At 72.5% G+C, this 20,187-nt stretch carries 19 protein-coding genes; 10 read left to right on the top strand and 9 right to left on the bottom strand.

Translation table 11 applies throughout. The annotated features are described in order from the left end of the window. Positions 1-10: 10 nt before the first annotated feature. The gene (locus GCL72_RS07100; protein ID WP_170289584.1) at positions 11-712 is read right to left on the bottom strand and encodes a 2'-5' RNA ligase family protein; all 702 of its coding nucleotides are present in this window, start codon (positions 710-712) and stop codon (positions 11-13) included. Positions 713-749: 37 nt separating this feature from the next. Next, positions 750-1,592, bottom strand: a complete 843-nt coding sequence (locus tag GCL72_RS07095) for an NAD(P)H-dependent oxidoreductase (RefSeq protein WP_211364995.1) — start codon at positions 1,590-1,592, stop codon at positions 750-752. A gap of 98 nt (positions 1,593-1,690) precedes the next feature. Here GCL72_RS07095 and GCL72_RS07090 point away from each other — a divergent pair, with 98 nt between their 5' ends. After that, complete coding sequence (locus tag GCL72_RS07090; RefSeq protein ID WP_153144011.1) at positions 1,691-2,038, top strand: winged helix-turn-helix transcriptional regulator; 348 nt, start codon at positions 1,691-1,693, stop codon at positions 2,036-2,038. A 48-nt stretch (positions 2,039-2,086) separates the two neighbouring features. Here GCL72_RS07090 and GCL72_RS07085 read toward each other — a convergent pair whose 3' ends face one another. Then, positions 2,087-2,830 (bottom strand): PIG-L deacetylase family protein, encoded by a 744-nt coding sequence (locus tag GCL72_RS07085; protein ID WP_153144010.1) that lies wholly within the window; start codon positions 2,828-2,830, stop codon positions 2,087-2,089. 58 nt (positions 2,831-2,888) lie between these two features. Further along, positions 2,889-3,299, bottom strand: coding sequence for a hypothetical protein (locus tag GCL72_RS07080; protein WP_153144009.1), 411 nt, complete (start codon positions 3,297-3,299; stop codon positions 2,889-2,891). Between the two features lie 126 nt (positions 3,300-3,425). Here GCL72_RS07080 and GCL72_RS07075 point away from each other — a divergent pair, with 126 nt between their 5' ends. After that, the gene (locus tag GCL72_RS07075) at positions 3,426-4,004 is read left to right on the top strand and encodes a TetR/AcrR family transcriptional regulator (RefSeq protein WP_153144008.1); all 579 of its coding nucleotides are present in this window, start codon (positions 3,426-3,428) and stop codon (positions 4,002-4,004) included. A gap of 3 nt (positions 4,005-4,007) precedes the next feature. Here GCL72_RS07075 and GCL72_RS07070 read toward each other — a convergent pair whose 3' ends face one another. The 3 genes from GCL72_RS07070 to GCL72_RS09790 all read right to left on the bottom strand — a co-directional run bounded on the left by GCL72_RS07070 (position 4,008) and on the right by GCL72_RS09790 (position 5,328). Next, on the bottom strand, positions 4,008-4,412 hold the full coding sequence (locus GCL72_RS07070) for an Rv3654c family TadE-like protein (protein WP_153144007.1): 405 nt from the start codon (positions 4,410-4,412) through the stop codon (positions 4,008-4,010). Beyond that, complete coding sequence (locus tag GCL72_RS07065; protein WP_153144006.1) at positions 4,409-4,831, bottom strand: TadE family type IV pilus minor pilin; 423 nt, start codon at positions 4,829-4,831, stop codon at positions 4,409-4,411. The genes GCL72_RS07070 and GCL72_RS07065 overlap by 4 nt, the downstream gene beginning before the upstream one ends. 137 nt (positions 4,832-4,968) lie before the next feature. Further along, positions 4,969-5,328, bottom strand: coding sequence for a DUF4244 domain-containing protein (locus GCL72_RS09790; protein ID WP_211364994.1), 360 nt, complete (start codon positions 5,326-5,328; stop codon positions 4,969-4,971). Between the two features lie 368 nt (positions 5,329-5,696). On the opposite strand from GCL72_RS09790, the gene GCL72_RS07055 reads away from it, so the two are divergent. The 4 genes from GCL72_RS07055 (at position 5,697) to GCL72_RS07040 (ending at position 10,135) form a co-directional block, all read left to right on the top strand. After that, the gene (locus GCL72_RS07055) at positions 5,697-6,833 is read left to right on the top strand and encodes a zinc-binding dehydrogenase (protein ID WP_153144005.1); all 1,137 of its coding nucleotides are present in this window, start codon (positions 5,697-5,699) and stop codon (positions 6,831-6,833) included. A gap of 637 nt (positions 6,834-7,470) precedes the next feature. Further along, positions 7,471-8,514, top strand: a complete 1,044-nt coding sequence (locus GCL72_RS07050; protein WP_153144004.1) for a methionine ABC transporter ATP-binding protein — start codon at positions 7,471-7,473, stop codon at positions 8,512-8,514. Beyond that, positions 8,511-9,197: a methionine ABC transporter permease gene (locus GCL72_RS07045; RefSeq protein WP_153144003.1), complete on the top strand. Its 687-nt coding sequence runs from the start codon at positions 8,511-8,513 to the stop codon at positions 9,195-9,197. The genes GCL72_RS07050 and GCL72_RS07045 overlap by 4 nt, the downstream gene beginning before the upstream one ends. Positions 9,198-9,274: 77 nt before the next feature. Next, on the top strand, positions 9,275-10,135 hold the full coding sequence (locus GCL72_RS07040) for a MetQ/NlpA family ABC transporter substrate-binding protein (protein ID WP_153144002.1): 861 nt from the start codon (positions 9,275-9,277) through the stop codon (positions 10,133-10,135). Positions 10,136-10,243: 108 nt separating this feature from the next. On the opposite strand, the gene GCL72_RS07035 is transcribed toward GCL72_RS07040, so the two are convergent. Both GCL72_RS07035 and GCL72_RS07030 read right to left on the bottom strand, forming a co-directional pair. Then, the gene (locus GCL72_RS07035; protein ID WP_246161072.1) at positions 10,244-12,736 is read right to left on the bottom strand and encodes a DEAD/DEAH box helicase; all 2,493 of its coding nucleotides are present in this window, start codon (positions 12,734-12,736) and stop codon (positions 10,244-10,246) included. A 13-nt stretch (positions 12,737-12,749) separates the two neighbouring features. Beyond that, the gene (locus GCL72_RS07030; RefSeq protein ID WP_153144001.1) at positions 12,750-13,451 is read right to left on the bottom strand and encodes a GNAT family N-acetyltransferase; all 702 of its coding nucleotides are present in this window, start codon (positions 13,449-13,451) and stop codon (positions 12,750-12,752) included. Between the two features lie 199 nt (positions 13,452-13,650). Here GCL72_RS07030 and trhO point away from each other — a divergent pair, with 199 nt between their 5' ends. From trhO to topA, 4 genes are all read left to right on the top strand, one after another. Continuing rightward, positions 13,651-14,601, top strand: a complete 951-nt coding sequence (gene trhO, locus GCL72_RS07025; protein ID WP_153144000.1) for an oxygen-dependent tRNA uridine(34) hydroxylase TrhO — start codon at positions 13,651-13,653, stop codon at positions 14,599-14,601. Beyond that, complete coding sequence (locus GCL72_RS07020; protein ID WP_153143999.1) at positions 14,598-16,343, top strand: DUF7059 domain-containing protein; 1,746 nt, start codon at positions 14,598-14,600, stop codon at positions 16,341-16,343. Before trhO ends, GCL72_RS07020 begins: the two co-directional genes overlap by 4 nt. Before the next feature lie 96 nt (positions 16,344-16,439). Then, positions 16,440-17,153, top strand: a complete 714-nt coding sequence (locus GCL72_RS07015; protein WP_170289583.1) for a winged helix-turn-helix domain-containing protein — start codon at positions 16,440-16,442, stop codon at positions 17,151-17,153. Between the two features lie 152 nt (positions 17,154-17,305). Further along, a complete protein-coding gene (gene topA, locus GCL72_RS07010) occupies positions 17,306-20,179 on the top strand; it encodes a type I DNA topoisomerase (protein WP_153143997.1) in 2,874 nt (957 codons plus the stop codon). Positions 20,180-20,187 lie beyond the last annotated feature (8 nt).

Genomic DNA, 20,187 nt, shown 5'->3' with positions numbered 1-20,187 from the left:
GGATGGCGGGTCAGCCGGCCAGCGGCAGCTCGGCGACCACCGTGTGGTGCGCCGTGCCGCGAGGGCCGGCGCCGAGCTGGGAGCGCATCAGCAGCAGCGCGCCGGCCCGCCACTCGGGGCCGGTATAGTCGGCGAGCTCCGCTGCGCGGCGTCGGAGCTGCTCGACGCCGACTCCGCCCCGCGACGAGCGGGCCAGAGTCAGATGCGGCACAGGGTCCTCGGCCGGCGAGTCCGAGTCCCAGGCGTCCTCCGTCGGCACGGACGAGGTCGATGCCGGCGAGGCGGCCGCGTCCGCCGCCCCCGGAGCACCGACCCCCGGGCGCCGCCGTCGGCCGTCCTCGGAGACGGCGTCGCGGCAGGCGATCATCAGCTCCACCAGCGGGTCGCGGGTCGTCTCGGCCGGTCCGGAAGACGACGCGCCCCCGGGACCTCGAGCCTGCACACCGGCCCAGAGCACCCGGTCGGAGAACATCCCGGCGCCGGCGAGCCGCAGAATCGGCGGAGGCGTCAGGGAGGCGAGCGTCGCCAGCTCGGTGCGGATCCGCTCGGTCTCCTGGTCCGGGACGTCTCCGTGGAAGGCCAGCGTGATGTGGCGCTGGTGCGCGGGCACCCAGCGCAGGGCCGGCGTCTCCTCCTCGGTCGGAGGCAGCGCGGCCAGGGCCGTCTCCAGGTCGTCGAGCGCCGGACGGGGCGGCACGAGGCTGGCGAACATCCGCATGACTCCAGCATGCCGGACCGCCGGCGGCGCGTCAGCGGTGCAGATGCACTGACAGTCCGGTCTGGCCGGGGCGGATCTCCTCGCGCAGCGCCCACTCCTCGGTGTAGTCCCCGGTGAACTGTTCGCGGTAGGGGAGCGGCTCCTCGGCGAAGAGCCCTTCCAGCCGCCGGGCGAGGGATCCGGCGGCCTCCGGCCAGCTGTCCTCGTCGGTGAAGTCGGCGCTGGGCAGCGCCCACGGTCTCAGCGCGTCCATCCCGGTGTAGGCGAACGTGCCGTGGAGCAGGCCGAAGAGCAGCTCCTCCAGCTCGCCGCTCTTGCCCCGAGGTCCGATCGATGCGGCTCGGTCGCCGAGCGTGATCGCCGCCAGCGCGCGGGTGCCGCGGAAGGGGCCCTGCTCGAAGCGCAGCCGGCGACCGGTGTCCGGGTCCGTGCCGAAGGCGAAGCCGGAGACGAAGACCCGGTCGAACCAGCCCTTCAGGATCGCCGGCATCCCGTACCACCAGAGCGGGAACTGCACGACGAGCGCGTCGGCGCCACGCAGCTTCTGCTGCTCGGCGGCCACGTCCGGCGGCTGGGTGCCGGCCAGCTGAGCAGACCGTCCCTGCCGAGTGATCTGCACTGGCCGGGGCGCCGGACGGGTGTCCAGCGTCTCGGCTCGGACCACCGGGTCCCAGGCCATCGCGTGGAGGTCGGATTCCAGGACGGTGTGGCCGCGGCGGCGCAGCACCTCCATGCCGTGCCGGCGCAGACTTCCGGTCAGCGAGTCGGGCTCGGGATGCGCGCTCACCCAGAGCACAGTCCGCGGAGCCTCTGCCGGATCGGCCGCCGGCTCGGCGCGCCCCGCCGGCGATGCCGTGATGTGGTCGGTGTCCATGCCACCAGTGTCAGCAGACAGGGAGTCAGTGTACAGTACGGACAATAATGTCCCTGCGGGTTACGGGGTCCCGCCGGCGAGCGGAGAAGGAGGCGAGGATGCGACTTCCCGTGCAGCGGGCGCGTCAGGTGTGCCCGGTGGAGGTGGCGGTGTCGGTGCTCGGCGGCGCGTGGAAGCTCACCGTGGTCAAGCATCTCTTCGACGGGCCGCGTCGGTTCGGCGAGCTCGGTCGGCTGGTGCCGCGGGCCAATCGCAAGACCCTCACACGCCAGCTGCGCGAGCTGGAGGAGGACGGCGTCGTCGCCCGGACCGTCTACGAGCAGGTGCCGCCGAAGGTGGAGTACTCGCTGACCGAGCTGGGCCGCAGTCTGCACCCGGTCGTGACGGCCATGGACGCCTGGGGCGAGCACTTCGAGGCGCGGACGGCGTCTCAGCGGCCTGCCTGAGTCGGGGCGCATGGTCGCTGGCGGCGGTCTCGCGGCCCCGGCCGGGATTCACGCCATTCGGTGGACCGTCGCGCCGAGCGCATGGGTCGGGCCGGCGACGTCGGACGCTGCGGCTGCCTCGGCCATCGCGGACTCGAGCATGCCCCGCACGTCCCCGGCGTCGCCGAGTTCGGCGAGGTACTCCTCATGCGCCTCGAGGGAGGCGATGCCCTGCTCCAGCGGCGCGCCGCCGACGTCTATGAGATGCGTGGCGGGATCGGCGCCGATGACCATCAGCTCCGACACCGCCCACGGCTCCAGGTGCTCCTGCTCCATCAAGTCGCGGAAGACCCAGGGGTTGTCCGCATCGCGGACGGCGTCGACGGTCGCGATCCCGGCGGCCCGGTGGTCGGCGTGGTTCAGGCCCCAGGGGACGTGCAGGTCCCAGGGCTGGGTGACCACCAGTTCGGGACGGACTTCGCGGATGCGACGGGCGATGCGTCGACGGGTCTCCACATCGGCCTGCAGCGTGCCGTCGGGCAGGTCCAGGATGAGCAGGTCGTCGACGCCGACCAGCGCGCAGGCGCGCCGCTGCTCGGCGGCGCGCAGCGGGCCGACCTCCTCCGGGTCCCGGCTGCGCATGCCCGCCTCGCCGGAGGTGAGCAGCAGGTAGGAGACGTGGAGCCCGCGGGCCGTCCAGCGGGCGACCGCCGCCGAGGTGCCGTACTCGAGGTCGTCGGGGTGGGCGGCGACGCAGAGCACGCGGCTCAGCCGCGAGTCGTCGTAGAGCGGGATCGTGGTGTCGAGGCTCATGGAGTCGAGACTAGACGGTGGGCTCCGCGACGGTCAGCAGTGCGTGCGCCGGGGCTGCTCAGCTGATCAGCAGCCCGACGCCGAGCGCGGCCAGGCCGGCGGCGAGGAACACCGCCCCGGTCCAGAGCAGCACGACCCACCGGCTCGGGGCGGTGCGGCCGGTGCCCATCGCCGAGAAGAAGAAGCCGGCGGGCATGACGATCGCGGCGACGAGCACGCCGGTGCGTGCCAGCCACTGCCACCCGCCGGTGAGCCCAGTGGCTTCGGTGAGCAGCAGGCAGACCAGCCCGAGGGTGATCAGCACGCCCGCGTGGGCGTGGCCGGCGCGGAAGAAGGCGGTCTGGAAGTCGGTGGTCGGCACCCGGCCGGTGACGACGCGGGTCAGGAAATGTCCGCCCGTGGTCACAGTGATCGCCGCGAGGACGGCGATCCCGGCGGTGACGCGGGCGGGTTCGGAGAGGTCGAGCATCCTGTCCCCCTGGGTGCTCCTCGGGCGGCGGAGCGCGGGTCTCCGACCGGAGCCGAGGGCGCTATGAATCATGACACTGTTATAGAACAGTGTGTGGAAACTGCTGTCAAGGATTAGACTGCCGCCATGGCTCGACCGCGCATCCATGACGAGACCGTCCGGCGGCGGCTGCTGGAGGAGACCTCCCGGATGATCGCCGACCAGGGGGCGCCTGCGGTGTCGCTGCGCACCGTCGCCGCGGCGGCGGAGACGTCCACTGCGGCGATCTATTCGCTCTTCGGCGGCCGCGAGGAGCTGGTCTCCGCCGTCGTCGCCGAGGGCTTCGAGCGGTTCGGCGAGCACCTCTCGGCCGTCCCGACGTCGGGCTCGCCGTGGCAGGACCTGCGCGGCCTCGGCGTCGCCTATCGCGCGTTCGCCCTCGACAGCCCGCGCTTCTACCAGGTGATGTTCGGCGCGACGGCCCCCGATGAAGGGCGCGGCCGGCCCGTGGACGCTCCGACCTTCGCGATGCTGCGCGAGGCGGTGGCGCGGTGTCTCGTCACGTCCGATGCGGACGAGGTCGAGACGCAGGCGCTGAGCATCTGGGGGCTGGTCCATGGTCTGGTGAGCCTCGAGCTCAACGGCCTGATCCCGGGCACGCGCACGGCACGCGATCGGATCTACGCGCGCGCCCTCGAGGGTGTGCCCGGGATGGTCGGCGGCTGAGCATCACCGCGGCGGTCCGGCGCGCGAGGTGCCCGTCGCCTCGAGCGTCTCGCCGGCGGCGCCGCCCACGGCGCGGCGGACGACGACGAGGACTTCCGTGCCGTCCGCGCCGATGACACGGCATGCGGTGAGCTCGGCACCATTGCGCCGAGCGACCTGTTCAGCGACGGTGCAGGGGTCTCCCGGCGCCAGCCCGCGGGCGACGTCGGCGCCGGCCAGCGCCGCCAGATCGGCCGCCCGGGCGGCCCGCGCTCCGCCGGTCGCGGCGGCGCCGAGCAGGACCACCGTCGCCAGCAGCATCAGCAGCACGAGGGCGCCGGCCAGCACCAGCACTGTTCCGGATCCCCGGTCGCCGCCTGCGACGGTCGTCCTCGCGGCGCCGGTCCTCCGCCCGGCCGTCCGCGTCACGACCCGTCTCCGCTCGTCGCCGGCTCCGGACCCGCCGGCACCTCCGCAGGCGGCAGATGCTCCACCGGCAGCTCGGCCTCGGCGGTCTGCTCCAGCGCGACCTCCACCAGTCCGAGGATCCGCACGGGCCGGACGGCCCTGACGCGGGCATAGTCGCCGTCGCGGGTGATCGAGACCTCGAGCTCCTCGTCGGCGACCCGCCGGGCGGTCTCGATCGCCGTCGCCTCGTCCGCGCCCCGGGCGGTCTCGCGGGCCGCCGCTCGAACGCCGTCCTCGAGCGAGACCTGCGCGGCGCCGTGCATCGCGAGGCTGATCAGCAGCATCAGCACCAGCACGGCCGCGGGCAGCGCGGCGGCGAACTCGCCGGTGACCGCGCCGCGCTCGCCGGCCGTCCGAGGGCGCCGTCGACGGCCGGGCACTTTGGCTGCGTCGGGTGCGTCGAGCGCCCGCCGAGCGGGGTCGCCGGCCCGCGAACTGGCCGACGATCCCGCCCGAGGCGCGGCCCCAGGGCCTGTCGCGACTCCCATCGTGGCGCGCTGACCTGAGTCCACAGTGTTCAGCGGCTCAGCGCCTGCTCGACGATGCCGTGCAGCATCTCCTGGACCTCGCCGGAGGACAGCACGGCCACGAGCAGACCGGCGAAGCCCACGGCGGCGAGCATCACGATGCCGTACTCGGCGGTGGCGAGGCCGTCCTCCTCGGCCCAGAGCTCGGCCCGACGACGGGCCTCGTCGGTGCGGCGCATCCGGCGGTCGGCCTCAGCGGGGCCGGCGGATCCGGGGGCGGGTGCACCGCTGGCGGCCGACGGCGACGCGCGGCCGGGGGCCGGGGCGGCGGCGCCTGCGGCGGCCGAGGCGCTGTCCTGGACAGATGCTCGGGCCTCCTCGGGTCGGGCGGCGGTGATGGCGGTGGTCATGGTCCTGCTCCTTTCCCGCCGGGCGGCCGGGCTCCGTGTCGCTCCGGAGGGGCCGAGGCCGGGCGGCGGCGAGTGGTGGTGATCGGTCCGCGCCGGCGGCGGATCCCCGCGGCGCTGGGTGTGATCCTTCTCCTCGCCCGGCGCCGCGAGAAGCCGGAGGGTCTCCGATGGGGAGGAACCGGCGTGTCCTCGGCGGCGCACTGCCGCCTGTGCAGGAATCGGAGGCTGTGCAGGAGTGCCGGGTCCGGTCCAGGCTCGGAGCTCCGTCCTTCCCCGGAGCGGTCGGCAGTGATATGCAGTGATGGACAGCACCTCGCGGGGCGGCGATGCCCCGCATGGTCGGAGTCCACGCGCGGCAGGAGCAGCCCATGACGGAGATCGAGGAACCCCGCACCACCGAGGCTCATGTCTACGCCGGGCCGGGCCGGGAGCTGCGGCGCGAGCAGCTGCACCTGCAGGAGCCGCAGGCCGAGGAGGTGCTCCTCGACATCGTCGCCTGCGGGGTGTGCCACACCGATCTGCACCTGCTCAAGGAGGAGATCGCGTTCCCGCATCCGGCGGTGCTCGGCCACGAGGTCTCCGGCGTCGTCCGCGCCGTCGGCCCCGGCGTCGACCATGTCGAACCCGGGGACCGGGTGGTCTGCAGCTTCATCATGCCCTGCGGCCGCTGCCGGCACTGCGAGCGCGGCCGCGACGACCTCTGCGAGGTCTTCTTCACCATGAATCGACTGTCCGGCACGCTCTATGACGGCACGTCGCGGCTCAGCCGTCCCGGCGGCGAGCCGGTGGCGATGTACTCGATGGGCGGCCACGCGCGGCAGGCGGTGGTGCCCAAGCGCGCGGTCTTCGAGGTCCCCGAGGGGGTGCCGCTGACCGACGCCGCCGTGCTGGGCTGCAGCCTCTTCACCGCCTGCGGGGCGATCAGCACTGTCGCGAAGGTCCGGCGCGGCGAGTCCGTGGCGGTCATCGCCGCCGGCGGCGTGGGACTGAGCATGATCCACCTGGCGCGGGCGGCCGGCGCCGAGCGGGTCGTCGCGATCGACGTCGACGACGACAAGCTCGCCCTCGCCGAGGAGCTCGGCGCGACCGAGACGATCAACTCCACCCGTGCCGATCCGGTCGAGAGCCTCCACGGCCTGCTGGGCCACGGCGCCGACGTCGTCATCGAGGCGCTGGGCTCGGCGGCCACCGCGAAGCTGGCCGTGGACCTGGCCGACGACGGCGGCCGGGCGGTGCTCGCCGGCGTCGCCCCGATCGGCCAGACCCTCGACGTCGACATCACCAAGGTGGTGCGCCGCAAGATCCAGATCCTGGGCACTTTCGGCGGCCAGGCCCACGAGACCATGCCGGAGGTGCTGCGGATGGTCGAGCAGGGCGGGATCGACCTGGAGCGGCTGATCACCGACCGGTTCAGCTTCGACGAGGTCGGCGAGGCCTACCGCGCGCTGGAGGAGCGGCGGATCCGCGGACGCGGGCTGATCGAGATCGCCCCTGAGCTCGCCTGAGCTCGCCTGAGCTCGCCTGAGCTCGCCTGAGCCCGGCGGAGGCTCGGCGTGCGGACCCGGCGTGCGACTGACGCCGATGGCCTCGGCGTATGACGCCCGGCGACGGCGTGACGAGGGTGACGTGGCGGTGAACGTGCCCCTCGGCTAGGATGAACGATGCTTCACGAGCAGTGACCAGGAGGCCGCGCGCCTCCACCGATCCTCCGATGGTCACTCGCCAACCCCATGTTCACGGGTGGTCCAGGATCACGAAGTGGCTCGTCCTCGCCGAGCTCCTCGCCCTGCTCTCGGGCGATCTCGGTGCTGGATGGGACGGGCAAGAGCAGCGACGAAAGGATCGATGAGTCGGACGCGGACCCCCGCGTCGCCCTTCCTCATTCCCCTCCGACGGGCGGCCGCACCCGTTCGGACGACGGCGCCCCGGCGGGCGGCCGCCCACCCCTCGCGATCGCCCCGCCGTCCCGGCACCTCGTCCGCGGCCGTCGACGTCGCTCCTGCGCCCAGCGCTTCATGCCCAGCAATGCCCAGCCGCGGCTCGGCGTCGGCGGTGCACCGACCTGCACCTGCCCTCGACGCTGCGTCGCCAGGGCGCGGCGCCCCACCGGGCGAGCGCGTCCGCCACGACTCTGGAGTCCGAATGATCGAACTGACACAGGTGCGCAAGGTGTTCCCCGGCGGGGTCACCGCGCTCGACGGAGTCGACCTGACCATCCCCGACGGCGAGATCCATGGGATCGTCGGCCGCTCCGGGGCCGGGAAGTCGACCCTCATCCGCTGCCTGACCGGGCTGGACTCAGCCACGTCCGGCAGCATCACCATCGACGGCGTCGACCTCGGCCGCGTCCGCGGTGCGGAGCTGATGACCGCCCGGCGCAGCATCGGGATGGTCTTCCAGCACGTGAACCTGCTGGACTCGCGGACTGCGGCGAAGAACATCGCCCACCCGCTGGAGATCGCCGGCGTGCCGGCGGCCGCGCGGAAGCGTCGGGTCGACGAGCTGCTCGAGCTGGTCGGCCTCGCCGATCGCGCCGAGAGCTACCCCGCCCAGCTCTCCGGCGGACAGAAGCAGCGGGTGGGGATCGCCCGTGCGCTGGCCGCCGAGCCGCGCGTGCTGCTCTGCGACGAGCCGACCTCGGCGCTGGACGCGGCGACGACCCGGCAGATCCTCGAGCTGATCCGCGAGCTGCGCGACCGCCTCGGCATCACCGTGGTGATCATCACCCATGAGATGGGGGTGGTCCGCGAGGCCTGTGACGCCGTCTCGCTGCTGACCGAGGGGAGCATCGAGCGCACCGGCCGGCTGCTGGACGTCATCAGCGACACCTCCACGCCGCTGTCCAAGGAACTCATCGCGCTGCCGCCGATCTCGGCGATGGAGCCCGGAGAGACTCTCGTCGAGGTGCTGGTCACCGCCGGAAGCCGGCTGGCCGACGTCGGCCGGCTGTTCTCGCTGCTGGCCGAGCACGGCGTCGAGGCTCCGGTCGAGGCCGGCACAGTGGAGACCATCCAGGGTGCGCAGATCGGTCGGCTGCACCTGCGGCCCGACGACGCGGCCACCGCCGAGGGGATCCGTCGGGTGCTCGTCGAGCAGGGCGTGCATGCCGAGGTCACCACCGCCGCGCAGGTCCGCGCCTTCGCCGACGAGCACCAGGCCGCCGACGCCGAGGAGGAGAACCAGTGATCATCGCCGCCCAGGACGGCCTCTTCCTCGAGAACGAGGTCTTCGCCAACCAGCTGCCCGCCGCGATCCTGGAGACGATCTTCATGACCGCGGCCACCGGCCTCATCGTCGCGCTGCTCGGCCTGCCGCTGGGCATCGCGCTGCACAACCTCGGCCCCAGAGGGCTGGCTCCGCGATCGGCGACGTACCGGGTGGTCAGCATCCTGGTCGACATCGGCCGCTCCATCCCGTTCATCGTGCTGATGATCTCGCTGATCCCGTTCACCCGGTTCATGGTCGGCACGGCGCTGGGCTGGCAGGCCGCCGTCGTCCCGCTGTCGGTCGGCGCCATCCCGTTCTTCGCCCGACTGGTGGAGAACGCGCTGCGCGAGGTCGACGCCGGCAAGGTCGAGGCGGTGAAGATGATGGGCGCCTCCAGCCGCCACATCATGCGCCAGGTGCAGGTCCGCGAGGCGCTGCCCGGCATCGTCGGCGGCTTCACCGTCACGCTCGTCGCGCTGATCAGCTACACCGCCATGGCTGGAGCCGTCGGCGGCGGAGGCCTCGGCGCGCTGGCCTACAACTACGGCTACCAGCGATACCAGGGCGACACCATGCTCGCCTGTGTCGTGCTGCTGGTGATCATCGTCGCGATCCTGCAGTGGACCGGCGATCGAGTCTCCCGCACCATCGACCACCGCTGACCGCCGCGCCTGACGCCGCCGTCGGCGGCGTCAGGACCGCTCGCCCGATGAGAACCCTGACCACGAAAGGCAGAACTATGCACATCTGCACTGCACGTCGCTCGCTGAGCCTCTCGGCCGTCGTCGCGGCCTCCGCCCTCGCGCTGACCGGCTGCGGCCTGATGCCGGAGGAGGAGCAGTCCATCGGCACCGAGAACGACGACGGCACCGTCACCCTGACTGTGGCCGCCAACCCGGTGCCGCAGGGCCAGATCCTGCAGTTCGTCGACGAGGAGCTCGCCGCCGACGCCGGCCTGGACATCGAAGTCAAGGAGTTCTCCGGCTACGCCGAGCAGAACCAGGCGCTGGAGGCCGGCGACGTCGACGCCAACTACTTCCAGCACGAGCCCTACTACGAGGCCGAGATCGAGGCCAACGACTACGACTTCGAGCACTTCTCCGGTGTCCACATCGAGCCCTTCGCGCTGTACTCGAACTCGGTGGACAGCGTCGAGGACCTGCCCGAAGGCGCGCAGATCGGCATCAACAACGACCCCTCCAACCAGGGCCGCGGTCTGGCGCTGCTGCAGGAAGCCGGTGCCATCACCCTCGACGAGGACGTGGACCCGGCCGACGCGGGCGTCAACGACGTCGCCGAGAACCCGAAGAACTTCGAATTCGTCGAGGCCGAGGCCGCCTCGCTGGCCCGCACCCTCGACGACGTCGACGCCTCGGTCATCAACGGCAACTACGCCATGGAGTCTGGTCTGACTCCGGCCGAGGACGGGCTGATCGTCGAGGACGGCCAGGACAGCCCCTATGCGAACTTTCTGACCGTCCGCGCCGGCGACGAGGAGGACGAGAACGTCCAGAAGCTCGACGAGCTGCTCCACTCCGACGAGGTGCGCAGCTACATCGAGGAGACCTGGGTGGACGGCGAGGTGCAGGCCGCCTTCTGAGGCCGAGGCCTCGCCCGTCCCTCATCTCCCTCATCGAGCGGGGGATTCTCTGCAGCTATGGCGCGATTCAGGCCGGATAGCGGTAGCGGATCCCCCGCTCGACGCGTATCAGCCGCTCGCGGCCAGCAGGGCCTCCAGCAGATGCAGCGCCGCTGTCTTCTCCAGCGGCGAGTTCTTGTTGCCGCATTTCGGCGACTGCACGCAGGAGGGGCAGCCGGCCTCGCAGCCGCAGCCGCGGATCGTCGCCGCCGTCGCCCGGATCCACTCCACGGCGGCGGCGTGGCCGCGCTCGGCGAAGCCCGCCCCGCCCGGGTGGCCGTCGTAGACGAAGATCGTCGGCTGCTCGGTGTCGGCGTGCAGCGCGGTGGAGACGCCGCCGATGTCCCAGCGATCGCAGGAGGCGATCAGCGGCAGCAGCCCGATCATCGCGTGCTCGGCGGCATGCAGCGCCCCGGGGATGTGCTCGGGGGTCACTCCGGCCGCGGCCAGGGCGGTCTCCGGGGCGGTGATCCACACCGCCTGGGTGCGCAGCGTCGAGGGCGGCAGCTCCAGCGGCTCGTCGGAGAGCACCTCCGAACTGCCCAGCGCCTTGCGCTGGAATCCCACGACGGCGGAGGTGACCTCCACGGCGCCGGAATGCAGCGCGAACCGCCCCCAGTCGACCGAGGTGTCGGTGCCCAGCACCTCGATGGAGGTCGTCTCGCGGGCCTGGGTGTAGAACGGCGGCGACGCCGGAGTCACCAGCACCAGCGCGGCGTCCTGGTCGAGATCCTCGACCACGTAGGTCCGTCCCTGGTGCACGTAGACCGCGCCGGGATGAGCCTGCGGCTGGACCTGACCGGCGCCGATGTCGCCGATGATCGTGCCGTCCTCGGCGTCGATGATCGTGTACGGCCCGCCGCCGTCGGAACGCAGCTTCACCCAGCCGGCCGCCGAGGCCTCGTGGGCGAAGAACCAGCCGCGCGGGCGACGGCGCAGATGCCCCTGCTCGGTCAGCGCGTCCACCAGCCAGCGCAGCCCGGCGAAGGGGGCCGGGTCGGCAGGTCGGTCGGGCGCTCCGTGCGCGGCGCCGGCCTCGGCTCCCGCCTCGCCGGTCTCTACGGCGTCGGCCGGGACCAGCGGCAGCTCCTGGGCGGCGGCCAGCAGATGCGGTGCGGCCACGTGCGGATTCTCCGGGTCGATGACCGAGTCCTCGACGGCGGCGTCGAAGATGGCCTCCGGGTGGTCGAGCAGGTAGGCGTCCAGCGGGTCGTCGCCGGCGATGAAGAACGCCGCCCCGCGCTGGCCGTCGCGTCCGGCGCGGCCGAGCTGCTGGAAGAACGACGCCCGGGTGCCGGGCCAGCCGGCGATGATCACCACGTCGAGCCCGGAGATGTCGATGCCCAGCTCCAGCGCCGGGGTGGAGGCGACGCCGAGCAGCCGTCCGGTGCGCAGCGCCTCCTCGAGCGCGCGCCGCTCCTCGGTGAGGTAGCCCGAGCGGTAGGCCGAGACGCGCTCGGTCAGCGCGCGGTCGACGTCGGCGAGGTTCTCGCCGGTGATCCGCGCGATCGTCTCCGCGCCGCGCCGGGACGCGATGAAGGCCAGCGTGCGCCGCCCGGTGACGACCATGTCGGTCAGCATGTCGGCGGCCTCCACCGTCAGGCTCCGCCGGGCCGGCGCGCCGGCGACGCCGGCGCCGCCGGTCTGCTCGGCCACGCTCGACTCCCAGAGGTAGGCGTCCACCGGCCCGTGCGGCGAGCCGTCCTCGGTCACCGCGACGACGCCGGACTCGCCGGCCGCTTCGGTCCCATCGGCGGCGCCGTCGGCGCCCTCCGCGCCGGCGGCGTCGCCCGCCGCCGCGGGGCGGCCGATCAGCCGGGCGAAGGAGGCCGCCGGATCGCCGCTGGTCGCCGAGGCGCCGGCGAAGACCGGATGCGCCCCGTAGTGGGCGGCCACGCGCCGCAGCCGGCGCAGCAGCAGCGCGACGTGCGAGCCGAAGATCCCGCGGCAGCTGTGCGCCTCGTCGATGATCACGCAGCGCAGCCGGGCGAAGAACCGCGCCCACCCGCGGTGGTTCGGCAGGATGCCGACGTTGAGCATGTCCGGATTCGTCAGCACGACATTGGCGTGCTGACGGATCCAGGCGCGCTCCTCCACGGCGGTGTCGCCGTCGTAGGCCGCCGGGCGGATCCCGCCGTCGTCGCCGGTGGGGCCGGTGGCCTCGGCGAGCTCGCTCAGCGCCTCCAGCTGATCGCCGGCCAGCGCCTTGGTGGGGGAGAGGTAGAGCATCGTGGCTCCGCCGCGGCAGATCGCCGAGAGCCCGGCCAGCTGGGTGCCCAGCGACTTCCCGGAGGCGGTGCCGGTGGCCAGGATGACGTCGTCTCCGGCGTGCAGCGCCTCGGCGGCGCGGACCTGATGCGTGTACAGCGCGGAGACGCCCACCTGCCGGTAGCCGGCGCGCAGGTCCTCGGGCACCCACTCCGGCCACGCGGCGGTGCGCGCCGTGCGCGCCGGCAGGGTGCGGACATGCCGCAGCGGGCCGGACTCGTCCACCCGGGTGGAGAGTCCGGCCCGCCGCAGCAGGTCGAGGGGGTCGTCTCCGGCGTCCGCGGCGCCGGTCATCGCAGTCCCGGGATCACTCGCTGAGGTTGTCGAACTGCGAGTGTGAGGGACGGGTGCGCCCGGTGCCGGTGGCGGTGTAGACGTGCACGTCGCCGACCAGCGTCCATCCGAGGTACTCGTAGAGCTCCTGGCCGTCCACATTGGCGACCAGCAGGCCGTCGTCGACGTCGTCCTCCAGCGCGATCGCGATCAGCGCCCGGGTGACGAAGGTCCCCAGGCCCCGCCGGCGGTAGTCGGGATTGGTGTAGATGCGGTCGAGCACTGCGACGCTCTCCACCAGCGCGACCCGGCCGCGGGCGGCGACGGTCTCGCCGTCCTGCACGGTGAACAGCGTCCAGCCGTCCTTGTCCTCGCGCTGGGTGGTGTAGCCCTCCGGAGTGATCGGGTCCTCGACGTCCTGGGTGGACATGTCGACGACCATCAGCTTCTCCTCGTCGGAGATCTGCTCCAGGCCGTCCATCGCCTGCGAGCTCAGGGCTTCGGCGCCCGGCTCGGCGATGACGGTCAGCAGGCGCCCGGGCGTGTCGACCACGGCGTCGACGGCGGCCTGCACATCGGCCTCCTCGGCGGCGTGGACGACGTACTCCCACTCGTCCGAGTCGCCGGAGCGCAGGGCCGAATGGACATTGCCGTCATGGTCGACGTCGTAGTCATGGGTCCGCGCCCATCCGGTCACCCAGATGCGGACGAGGGCGTCGTTCAGCTCAGCAGTCATGACTCGACTATATGAAGAAAACCGCCTCCTGTGGGAGGGGCCACGTCGTCCGGTTTCCTCGTGCGAGCACCTGATCGGCGTCGTTCCGGGGATCAGCCGATGTCGGGAAAGTTCCTCCACAGCCCGTCGGAGTCGCCGTGAGACCTCGCGAGCCGCGACGAGTCCGCAGCCGCCGCCGTCGGCGGTATCCTCGTCGGTCGTGAGCATCTCGCGCATCGTCCTGTACTACACCTTCACCCCGCTCGCCGATCCGGAGGCGGTGAAGCTCTGGCAGCACGCCCTCTGCCGCGAGCTGGGGCTGCGCGGACGCATCATCGTCTCGCCGCACGGGATCAACGGCACCGTCGGCGGCGACGTCGACGCGGTGAAGCAGTACGCCAAGCGGACCCGGGCCTACGGGCCCTTCGCGGACCTGGAGTTCAAGTGGTCCGACGGCGGGGCCGAGGACTTCCCGCGACTGTCGGTGAAGGTCCGCGACGAGCTGGTGGCCTTCGGCGCGGCCGAGGAGCTCGAGGTCGACGAGCACGGCGTCGTCGGCGGCGGCGAGCACCTGACTCCGGAGCAGGTCCATGAGCTGGTCGAGACCCGGCGCGCCGAGGGGACCGAGGTGACCTTCTTCGACGGCCGCAACGCCATGGAGGCGCAGATCGGTCGGTTCAAGGATGCGGTCGTCCCCGACACCGAGACCACCCGCGACTTCCTCGCGGAGCTGGACTCCGGACGGTACGACCACCTGAAGGATCAGCCGGTGGTCACCTACTGCACCGGCGGGATCCGCTGCGAGGTGCTCTCGGCGCTGATGCGCCGGCGCGGGTTCTCCGAGGTCTATCAGATCGCCGGCGGCATCGTCCGCTACGGCGAGACCTACGGCGACGCCGGCTACTGGCAGGGCGAGCTGCACGTCTTCGACGGACGGATGAGCATGCGCTTCTCCGAGGATGCCGTCACGCTGGGCGCGTGCTGCCTCTGCGCGGCCCCGACCAGCCGCTACCTGAACTGCCTGGACCGCGGCTGCTCGACGCTGCGGCTCTACTGCGACGACCACGTCGAGGTGCCGGCGACGACGCGCTGTCCGGCCTGCGCCGAACGCGTGGCCGCGGACCCCGACGACCCGAACACCGGAGTGCTGGAGAAGGAGCGCCGCCGATGAGCCGACTGACCCGGGAGCAGGCCGCCGCCGTGACGGCCCCGACGAGCGACGACGTCGCGCTGGTGGAGGCGCTCCGCGCCGACCTGGCCGCCGCCGAGTTCACCAACGACGCACTGGCGGCGCTGCTCGGCGAGGAGTCCGTCGCCGCGCTGGACCGCGATCAGATCGTGCCCGGCCAGCTGCGCGTGCAGCAGCTGCTGCACGACGAGCACCCGCCGGCATCGGCCGTGATGGCCGCCCTCTGGCTGCTCGACCTCGACGTCTCCGTCGGCCAGTTGGCCGCGGCCTTCCCGCGGATCGGCCCGGACGGTCTGCGGCGGCTCGGCCTGGTGCTGCTCGGCGGCGCCGCCGGGGACGACGACGGGCCCGTCCTGCCCGCCGTCGACCTGCGCCCCTATCAGGTGGCCGCCGCCCGGCAGGGCGGATCGGCGGCGGATCTCTGGGTGACCAGCGACCTCGGCGCCCACCAGGTCGAGGGCGCCCTGCCGCCCGAGCACGTGCTGGGCATCGGGCAGGCGAGCCTGACGCTGGCCGGGAGCACGCATCGGCGCGGCGTGGAGTCGGCGCTGGATCTGGGCACCGGCTGCGGCATCCAGCTGTTCCACCTGCTCGACCATGCCGAGCACGTCGTCGGCACCGACCTCAGCGAGCGGGCGCTGGCCTTCGCCCGTTTCAACCTGATCCTCAACGCCGAGGCGCTCGGCCTGGACGCCCGGCGGCTGGAGGACCGGGTGGAGCTGCTCGCCGGCAGCCTGCTCGAGCCGGTCGCCGGGCGTCGCTTCGACCTGATCGTCTCCAACCCGCCCTTCGTGATCACCCCGCGGACGGCGGAGGAGGCCGCCGCGGCGGAGGTCGGAGAGGCCGGGGAGACCGGCGACGGCGGCGCCGAGCGCTACACCTACCGCGACGGCGGCCGCGTGGGCGACGAGCTGATGGCCGAGCTGGTCGCCGCGCTGCCCGAGGCCCTGGCCGAGGGCGGCACCGCCCAGCTGCTGGGCAACTGGGAGATCCCCGCCGCCGGCTCCGCGGAGGACGACGACGCCGAGCCTGCCGCCGGCTGGTCGACCCGGCCCCGGCAGTGGCTCGCCGCGCTCGACGCCGCCGGCGGGGAGCCCGCCCCGGTGGACGCCTGGTTCCTCCAGCGCGACCGCCAGGACGGCCCCCGCTATGCCGAGACGTGGCTGCGCGACGCCGCCGAGGAGCGCGACGTCGTCGACTACCGGCGCCGCTACGCCGCCTATCTCCGCGACTTCCGGCTCCGCGGCGTCGCCGAGGTCGGCTTCGGGATGATCTGGCTGCGCCGCCGCCCGGTCGAGGAACACGGCGAGCCCTGGCGCCGCGTCGAGGAGCTCGTCCATCCCGTCGAGCAGCCGCTGGGCCCGACGATCGGGGCCACGGCCGAACGCGCCGACAGGGTCCGCCGCGACCCCGAGGCCGTGCTGGGCGAGCGCCTGGTCGCCGCCACCGATGTCACCGACGAGCGCCACCAGCGCTTCGGCGCGAGCGATCCGGAGGTCATCCTCGCCCGCCAGGGCGCAGGGCTGCGGCGAGTGCGCCCGGTCTCCTCCGGCGCGGCCGGAGTGCTGGGCGCGGCCGACGGCGAGTTCTCCGCCGACCAGCTGATCACCGCCGTCGGCGCGCTGCTCGACGACGGCGTCGTCGACGTCGAGGAGCTGACGACCGCGCTGCGCGAGGAGGTCCTCGAGCTCGTCGTCGACGGGTTCCTGGTGCCGGCGGAGTGACGCAGCGTCCGGGCCGGAGGGGGCGGACGGACCGCAGACTGAGACGCGGGCGCGAGTGTGATGTGGGCGTCATCCGGCTCGTCTAGACTGCCGGGCATGTCACCTCGAGCCGCTGCAGATGAGGCGCCGGAGACCCCGGCCGGCCCCGCCGAGGCGCGCCCGGCCGTCGACGAGCCGGCGGGCCGGCCCATCGGCGAGCTGCCCCGGGAAGTCGTCATCGACGACGTCCAGGCGATCCGGGCGCTCGCCCACGAGGCGCGGCTGGCCGCGCTCGACGAGCTCTTCGGCACCCATCGGATCTACAACGCGACGGAGCTGGCCGCCGTCTGCCGCGTCTCGCCGTCGTCGATGAGCTATCACCTCCGCGCGCTGGAGAAGTACGGATTCATCCGACGGGCGGAGCACGACGGCGACGGCCGCAGCCGATACTGGCAGGCGGCGGCGATGATGCTGCGGCTCTCCGGCTTCGGCTCCTCGGCCCATGCCAAGCACGCCTACGCCAACGTGCAGATCCAGTCGCTGCAGAAGCGCATCTCCGAGGAGATCAACCGCCGCGAGCAGCACGTCGAGCGCCCGGCGACGCTCTACCCGATCTTCTCCTCCGGAGTGCTCTCCCTGGCTCCGGAGAAGGCCGAGGAGTTCATGCGCCGGCTGCACGAGCTGATGGAGGAGTATGAGACGACCTCCGAGCGGGGCGGCGCCGGCGACGACGGGGACCGCCGCCTGCACTACTTCGTCTCCGCGCTGGAGGACCACGGCCTGAGCGAGGAGTCCGGAGGGTCCTCCTCCGCGGACGGCCGGGCGGCCTGAGGCGGGGAGACCGCGGTCCGCGCGTCGTCGCCGCGGCCGGCTGATATATTGAGCACCCGGCTCCGGCAACGGGCCTGTCGCGGGGGACGTCGCACCGACCCTCCGCCCTGTTCCGGCCCCGGGACCGACCGCACCCGACGTCGAGGAGAGCAGTGCCCGCCAAGGCTTCCGCAGGCAAGAAACTCGTGATCGTCGAGTCGCCGGCGAAGAGCAGATCGATCGCGAAGTACCTGGGCGACGACTTCATGGTCGACGCCTCGGCCGGGCACATCCGTGACCTCCCGCAGCCCTCCGATCTGCCCGCCGAGATGAAGAAGGGCCCCTTCGGCAAGTTCGCGGTCAACCCGGAGGAGGGCTTCGAGCCCTACTACGTGGTCTCGGACTCCAAGAAGAAGAAGGTCACCGAGCTCAAGCGGGCGCTCAAAGAGGCCCGCGAGCTCTATCTCGCCACGGACGCCGACCGCGAGGGCGAGGCCATCGCCTGGCATCTGCTGGAGGTGCTCGAGCCGAAGGTGCCGGTCTACCGGATGACCTTCACCGAGATCACCCGCGAGGGCATCACCCGCGCGCTGGACAACGTCCGGCAGATCGACCAGGACCTGGTCGACGCGCAGGAGACCCGCCGCATCCTCGACCGGCTCTACGGCTACGAGATCTCGCCGGTGCTCTGGCGCAAGATCGGCCGGGGCCTCTCGGCCGGCCGCGTGCAGTCGGTGGCCACCCGCCTGGTCGTCGAGCGCGAGCGGGAGCGCATGGCCTTCGTGCCGGCCTCCTACTGGGACCTGTCGGGGACCTTCACCACCGACGCCGCCGAGTCCTTCACCGCCAAGCTCACCGCCGTCGACGGTGCGCGGATCGCCTCCGGCTCCGACTTCGACGACCGCGGACAGCTGAAGTCCACCCGGAAGGCCTCCGAGGTCACCGTCCTGGACCGCGAGTCCGCCGAGTCGCTCGCCTCCGGGCTGACGCAGGCGCGCTTCGCCGTCGACTCGCTGGAGGAGAAGCCCTACAGCCGCCGCCCGTCGCCGGCGTTCACCACCTCGACGCTGCAGCAGGAGGCCTCGCGCCGGCTGCGCTTCTCCTCGCGGGTGACCATGCAGGTCGCCCAGCGGCTCTACGAGAACGGCTACATCACCTATATGCGCACTGACTCGGTGACGCTGTCCACTGAGGCGATCACCGCCGCCCGCGGGCAGGCGACCGAGCTCTACGGCCCGGAGTCGATCCCGGAGAGCCCGCGCTTCTACGCGACGAAGAACGAGTCGGCCCAGGAGGCCCACGAGGCCATCCGCCCGGCCGGCGACCACTTCCGCACCCCGGGCCAGGTCGCCGGGGAGCTCTCCCAGGAGGAGTTCCGCCTCTACGAACTGATCTGGAAGCGGACGATCGCCTCGCAGATGGCCGACGCGAAGGGCTTCACCGCCTCGGTGCGGCTGACCGGCGAGGCGAGCGACGGACGCCGGGCGACCTTCGGCGCCTCCGGCACGGTGATCACCTTCCCGGGCTTCCTCTCCGCCTACGAGGAGGTCGCCGAGACCTCCGGCGAGGGCGACGAGAGCGCGAAGAAGGGGCGCGAGGACTCCAAGCGGCTGCCGAAGCTCGAGCAGGGCGACGCGCTCACCGGCGAGGACGTCGAGGCCAAGGGCCACGAGACCACGCCGCCGGCGCGCTACACCGAGGCCTCGATCGTCGCCGAGCTGGAGAAGCGCGAGATCGGCCGTCCCTCGACCTATGCGCCCACGATCTCGACGATCGTCGACCGCGGGTACGTGACCAAGCGCGGCTCGGCGCTGGTGCCCTCCTGGACGGCGTTCTCGGTGATCCGGCTGCTGGAGGAGCACTTCGGCCGCTACGTCGACTACGACTTCACCGCCCGGATGGAGGAGGACCTCGACCGGATCGCCCGCGGCGAGGTCGAGCGCGAGGCCTGGCTGCAGGCCTTCTACTTCGGCGCCGACGACGGCGCCCAGGGGCTGCGCGACGTCGTCGACACCCTCGGCGAGATCGACGCGCGGGCGATCAACTCGATGGAGATCGTCGAGGGCGTGACGCTGCGCGTGGGCCGCTACGGCCCCTACCTGGAGCGTCCGAACCCCGAGGGCGGGGAGGGCTCGGATCCGCTGCGCGCGAATCTGCCCGAGGACCTCGCCCCGGACGAGCTGACCTCCGAGAAGGCCGAGGAGCTCTTCGCCCAGGCGCAGCTCTCCGGCCGCGTGCTGGGCACCGACCCGGAGACCGGCCGGGAGATCGTGGCCAAGGACGGTCGCTTCGGGCCCTATGTCACCGAGGTGATCGAGGAGATGACCGAGGAGGAGGTCCAGGCCCACCTCGACGCCCAGCCGACCGAGTACTACAAGAACGGCAACCCGAAGCCGAAGAAGAAGCCGAAGCAGCCGAAGCCGCGGACCGGCTCGCTGCTGCAGTCGATGAGCCTGGAGACGGTCACCGTCGACGAGGCGCTGAAGCTGCTCTCGCTGCCGCGGGTGGTCGGCACCGGCGTCGACGGCGAGGAGATCACCGCGCAGAACGGACGCTACGGGCCCTATCTGAAGATGGGCACCGATTCGCGGTCGCTGGAGTCGGAGGAGCAGCTCTTCACCATCACCGAGGAGGAGGCCCGGGCGATCTACGCCCAGCCGAAGCAGCGCGGACGCCGGGCGGCGGCCGCGCCGCTGGCCGAGTTCGGCGCCGATCCCACCAGCGAGAAGCCGGTGGTGGTCAAGGACGGTCGCTTCGGCCCCTACGTCACCGACGGCGACATCAACGTCACCGTGCCGCGCGGCACCTCGGTGGAGTCGCTGACCAAGGAGCGCGCCTTCGAGCTGCTGGCCGAGAAGCGCGCGAAGGCCCCAGCTCCGAAGAAGACCTCGGCGCCGAAGAAGGCTCCGGCCCCGAAGGGCGGAGGGAAGTCCTCCGGGTCGACGGCCTCGGGCTCGAAGTCCTCGACCGCGGCGAAGAAGTCCCCGGCGAAGAAATCGACGACGAAGTCCTCGGGGTCCCGCACCACGACCTCGAGCGGAGCATAGGAGCCATC

This window comes from Nesterenkonia halophila (assembly GCF_009467795.1).
GTDB lineage: Bacteria > Actinomycetota > Actinomycetes > Actinomycetales > Micrococcaceae > Nesterenkonia > Nesterenkonia halobia.
This window is presented reverse-complemented; position numbering and strand designations above follow the sequence as displayed.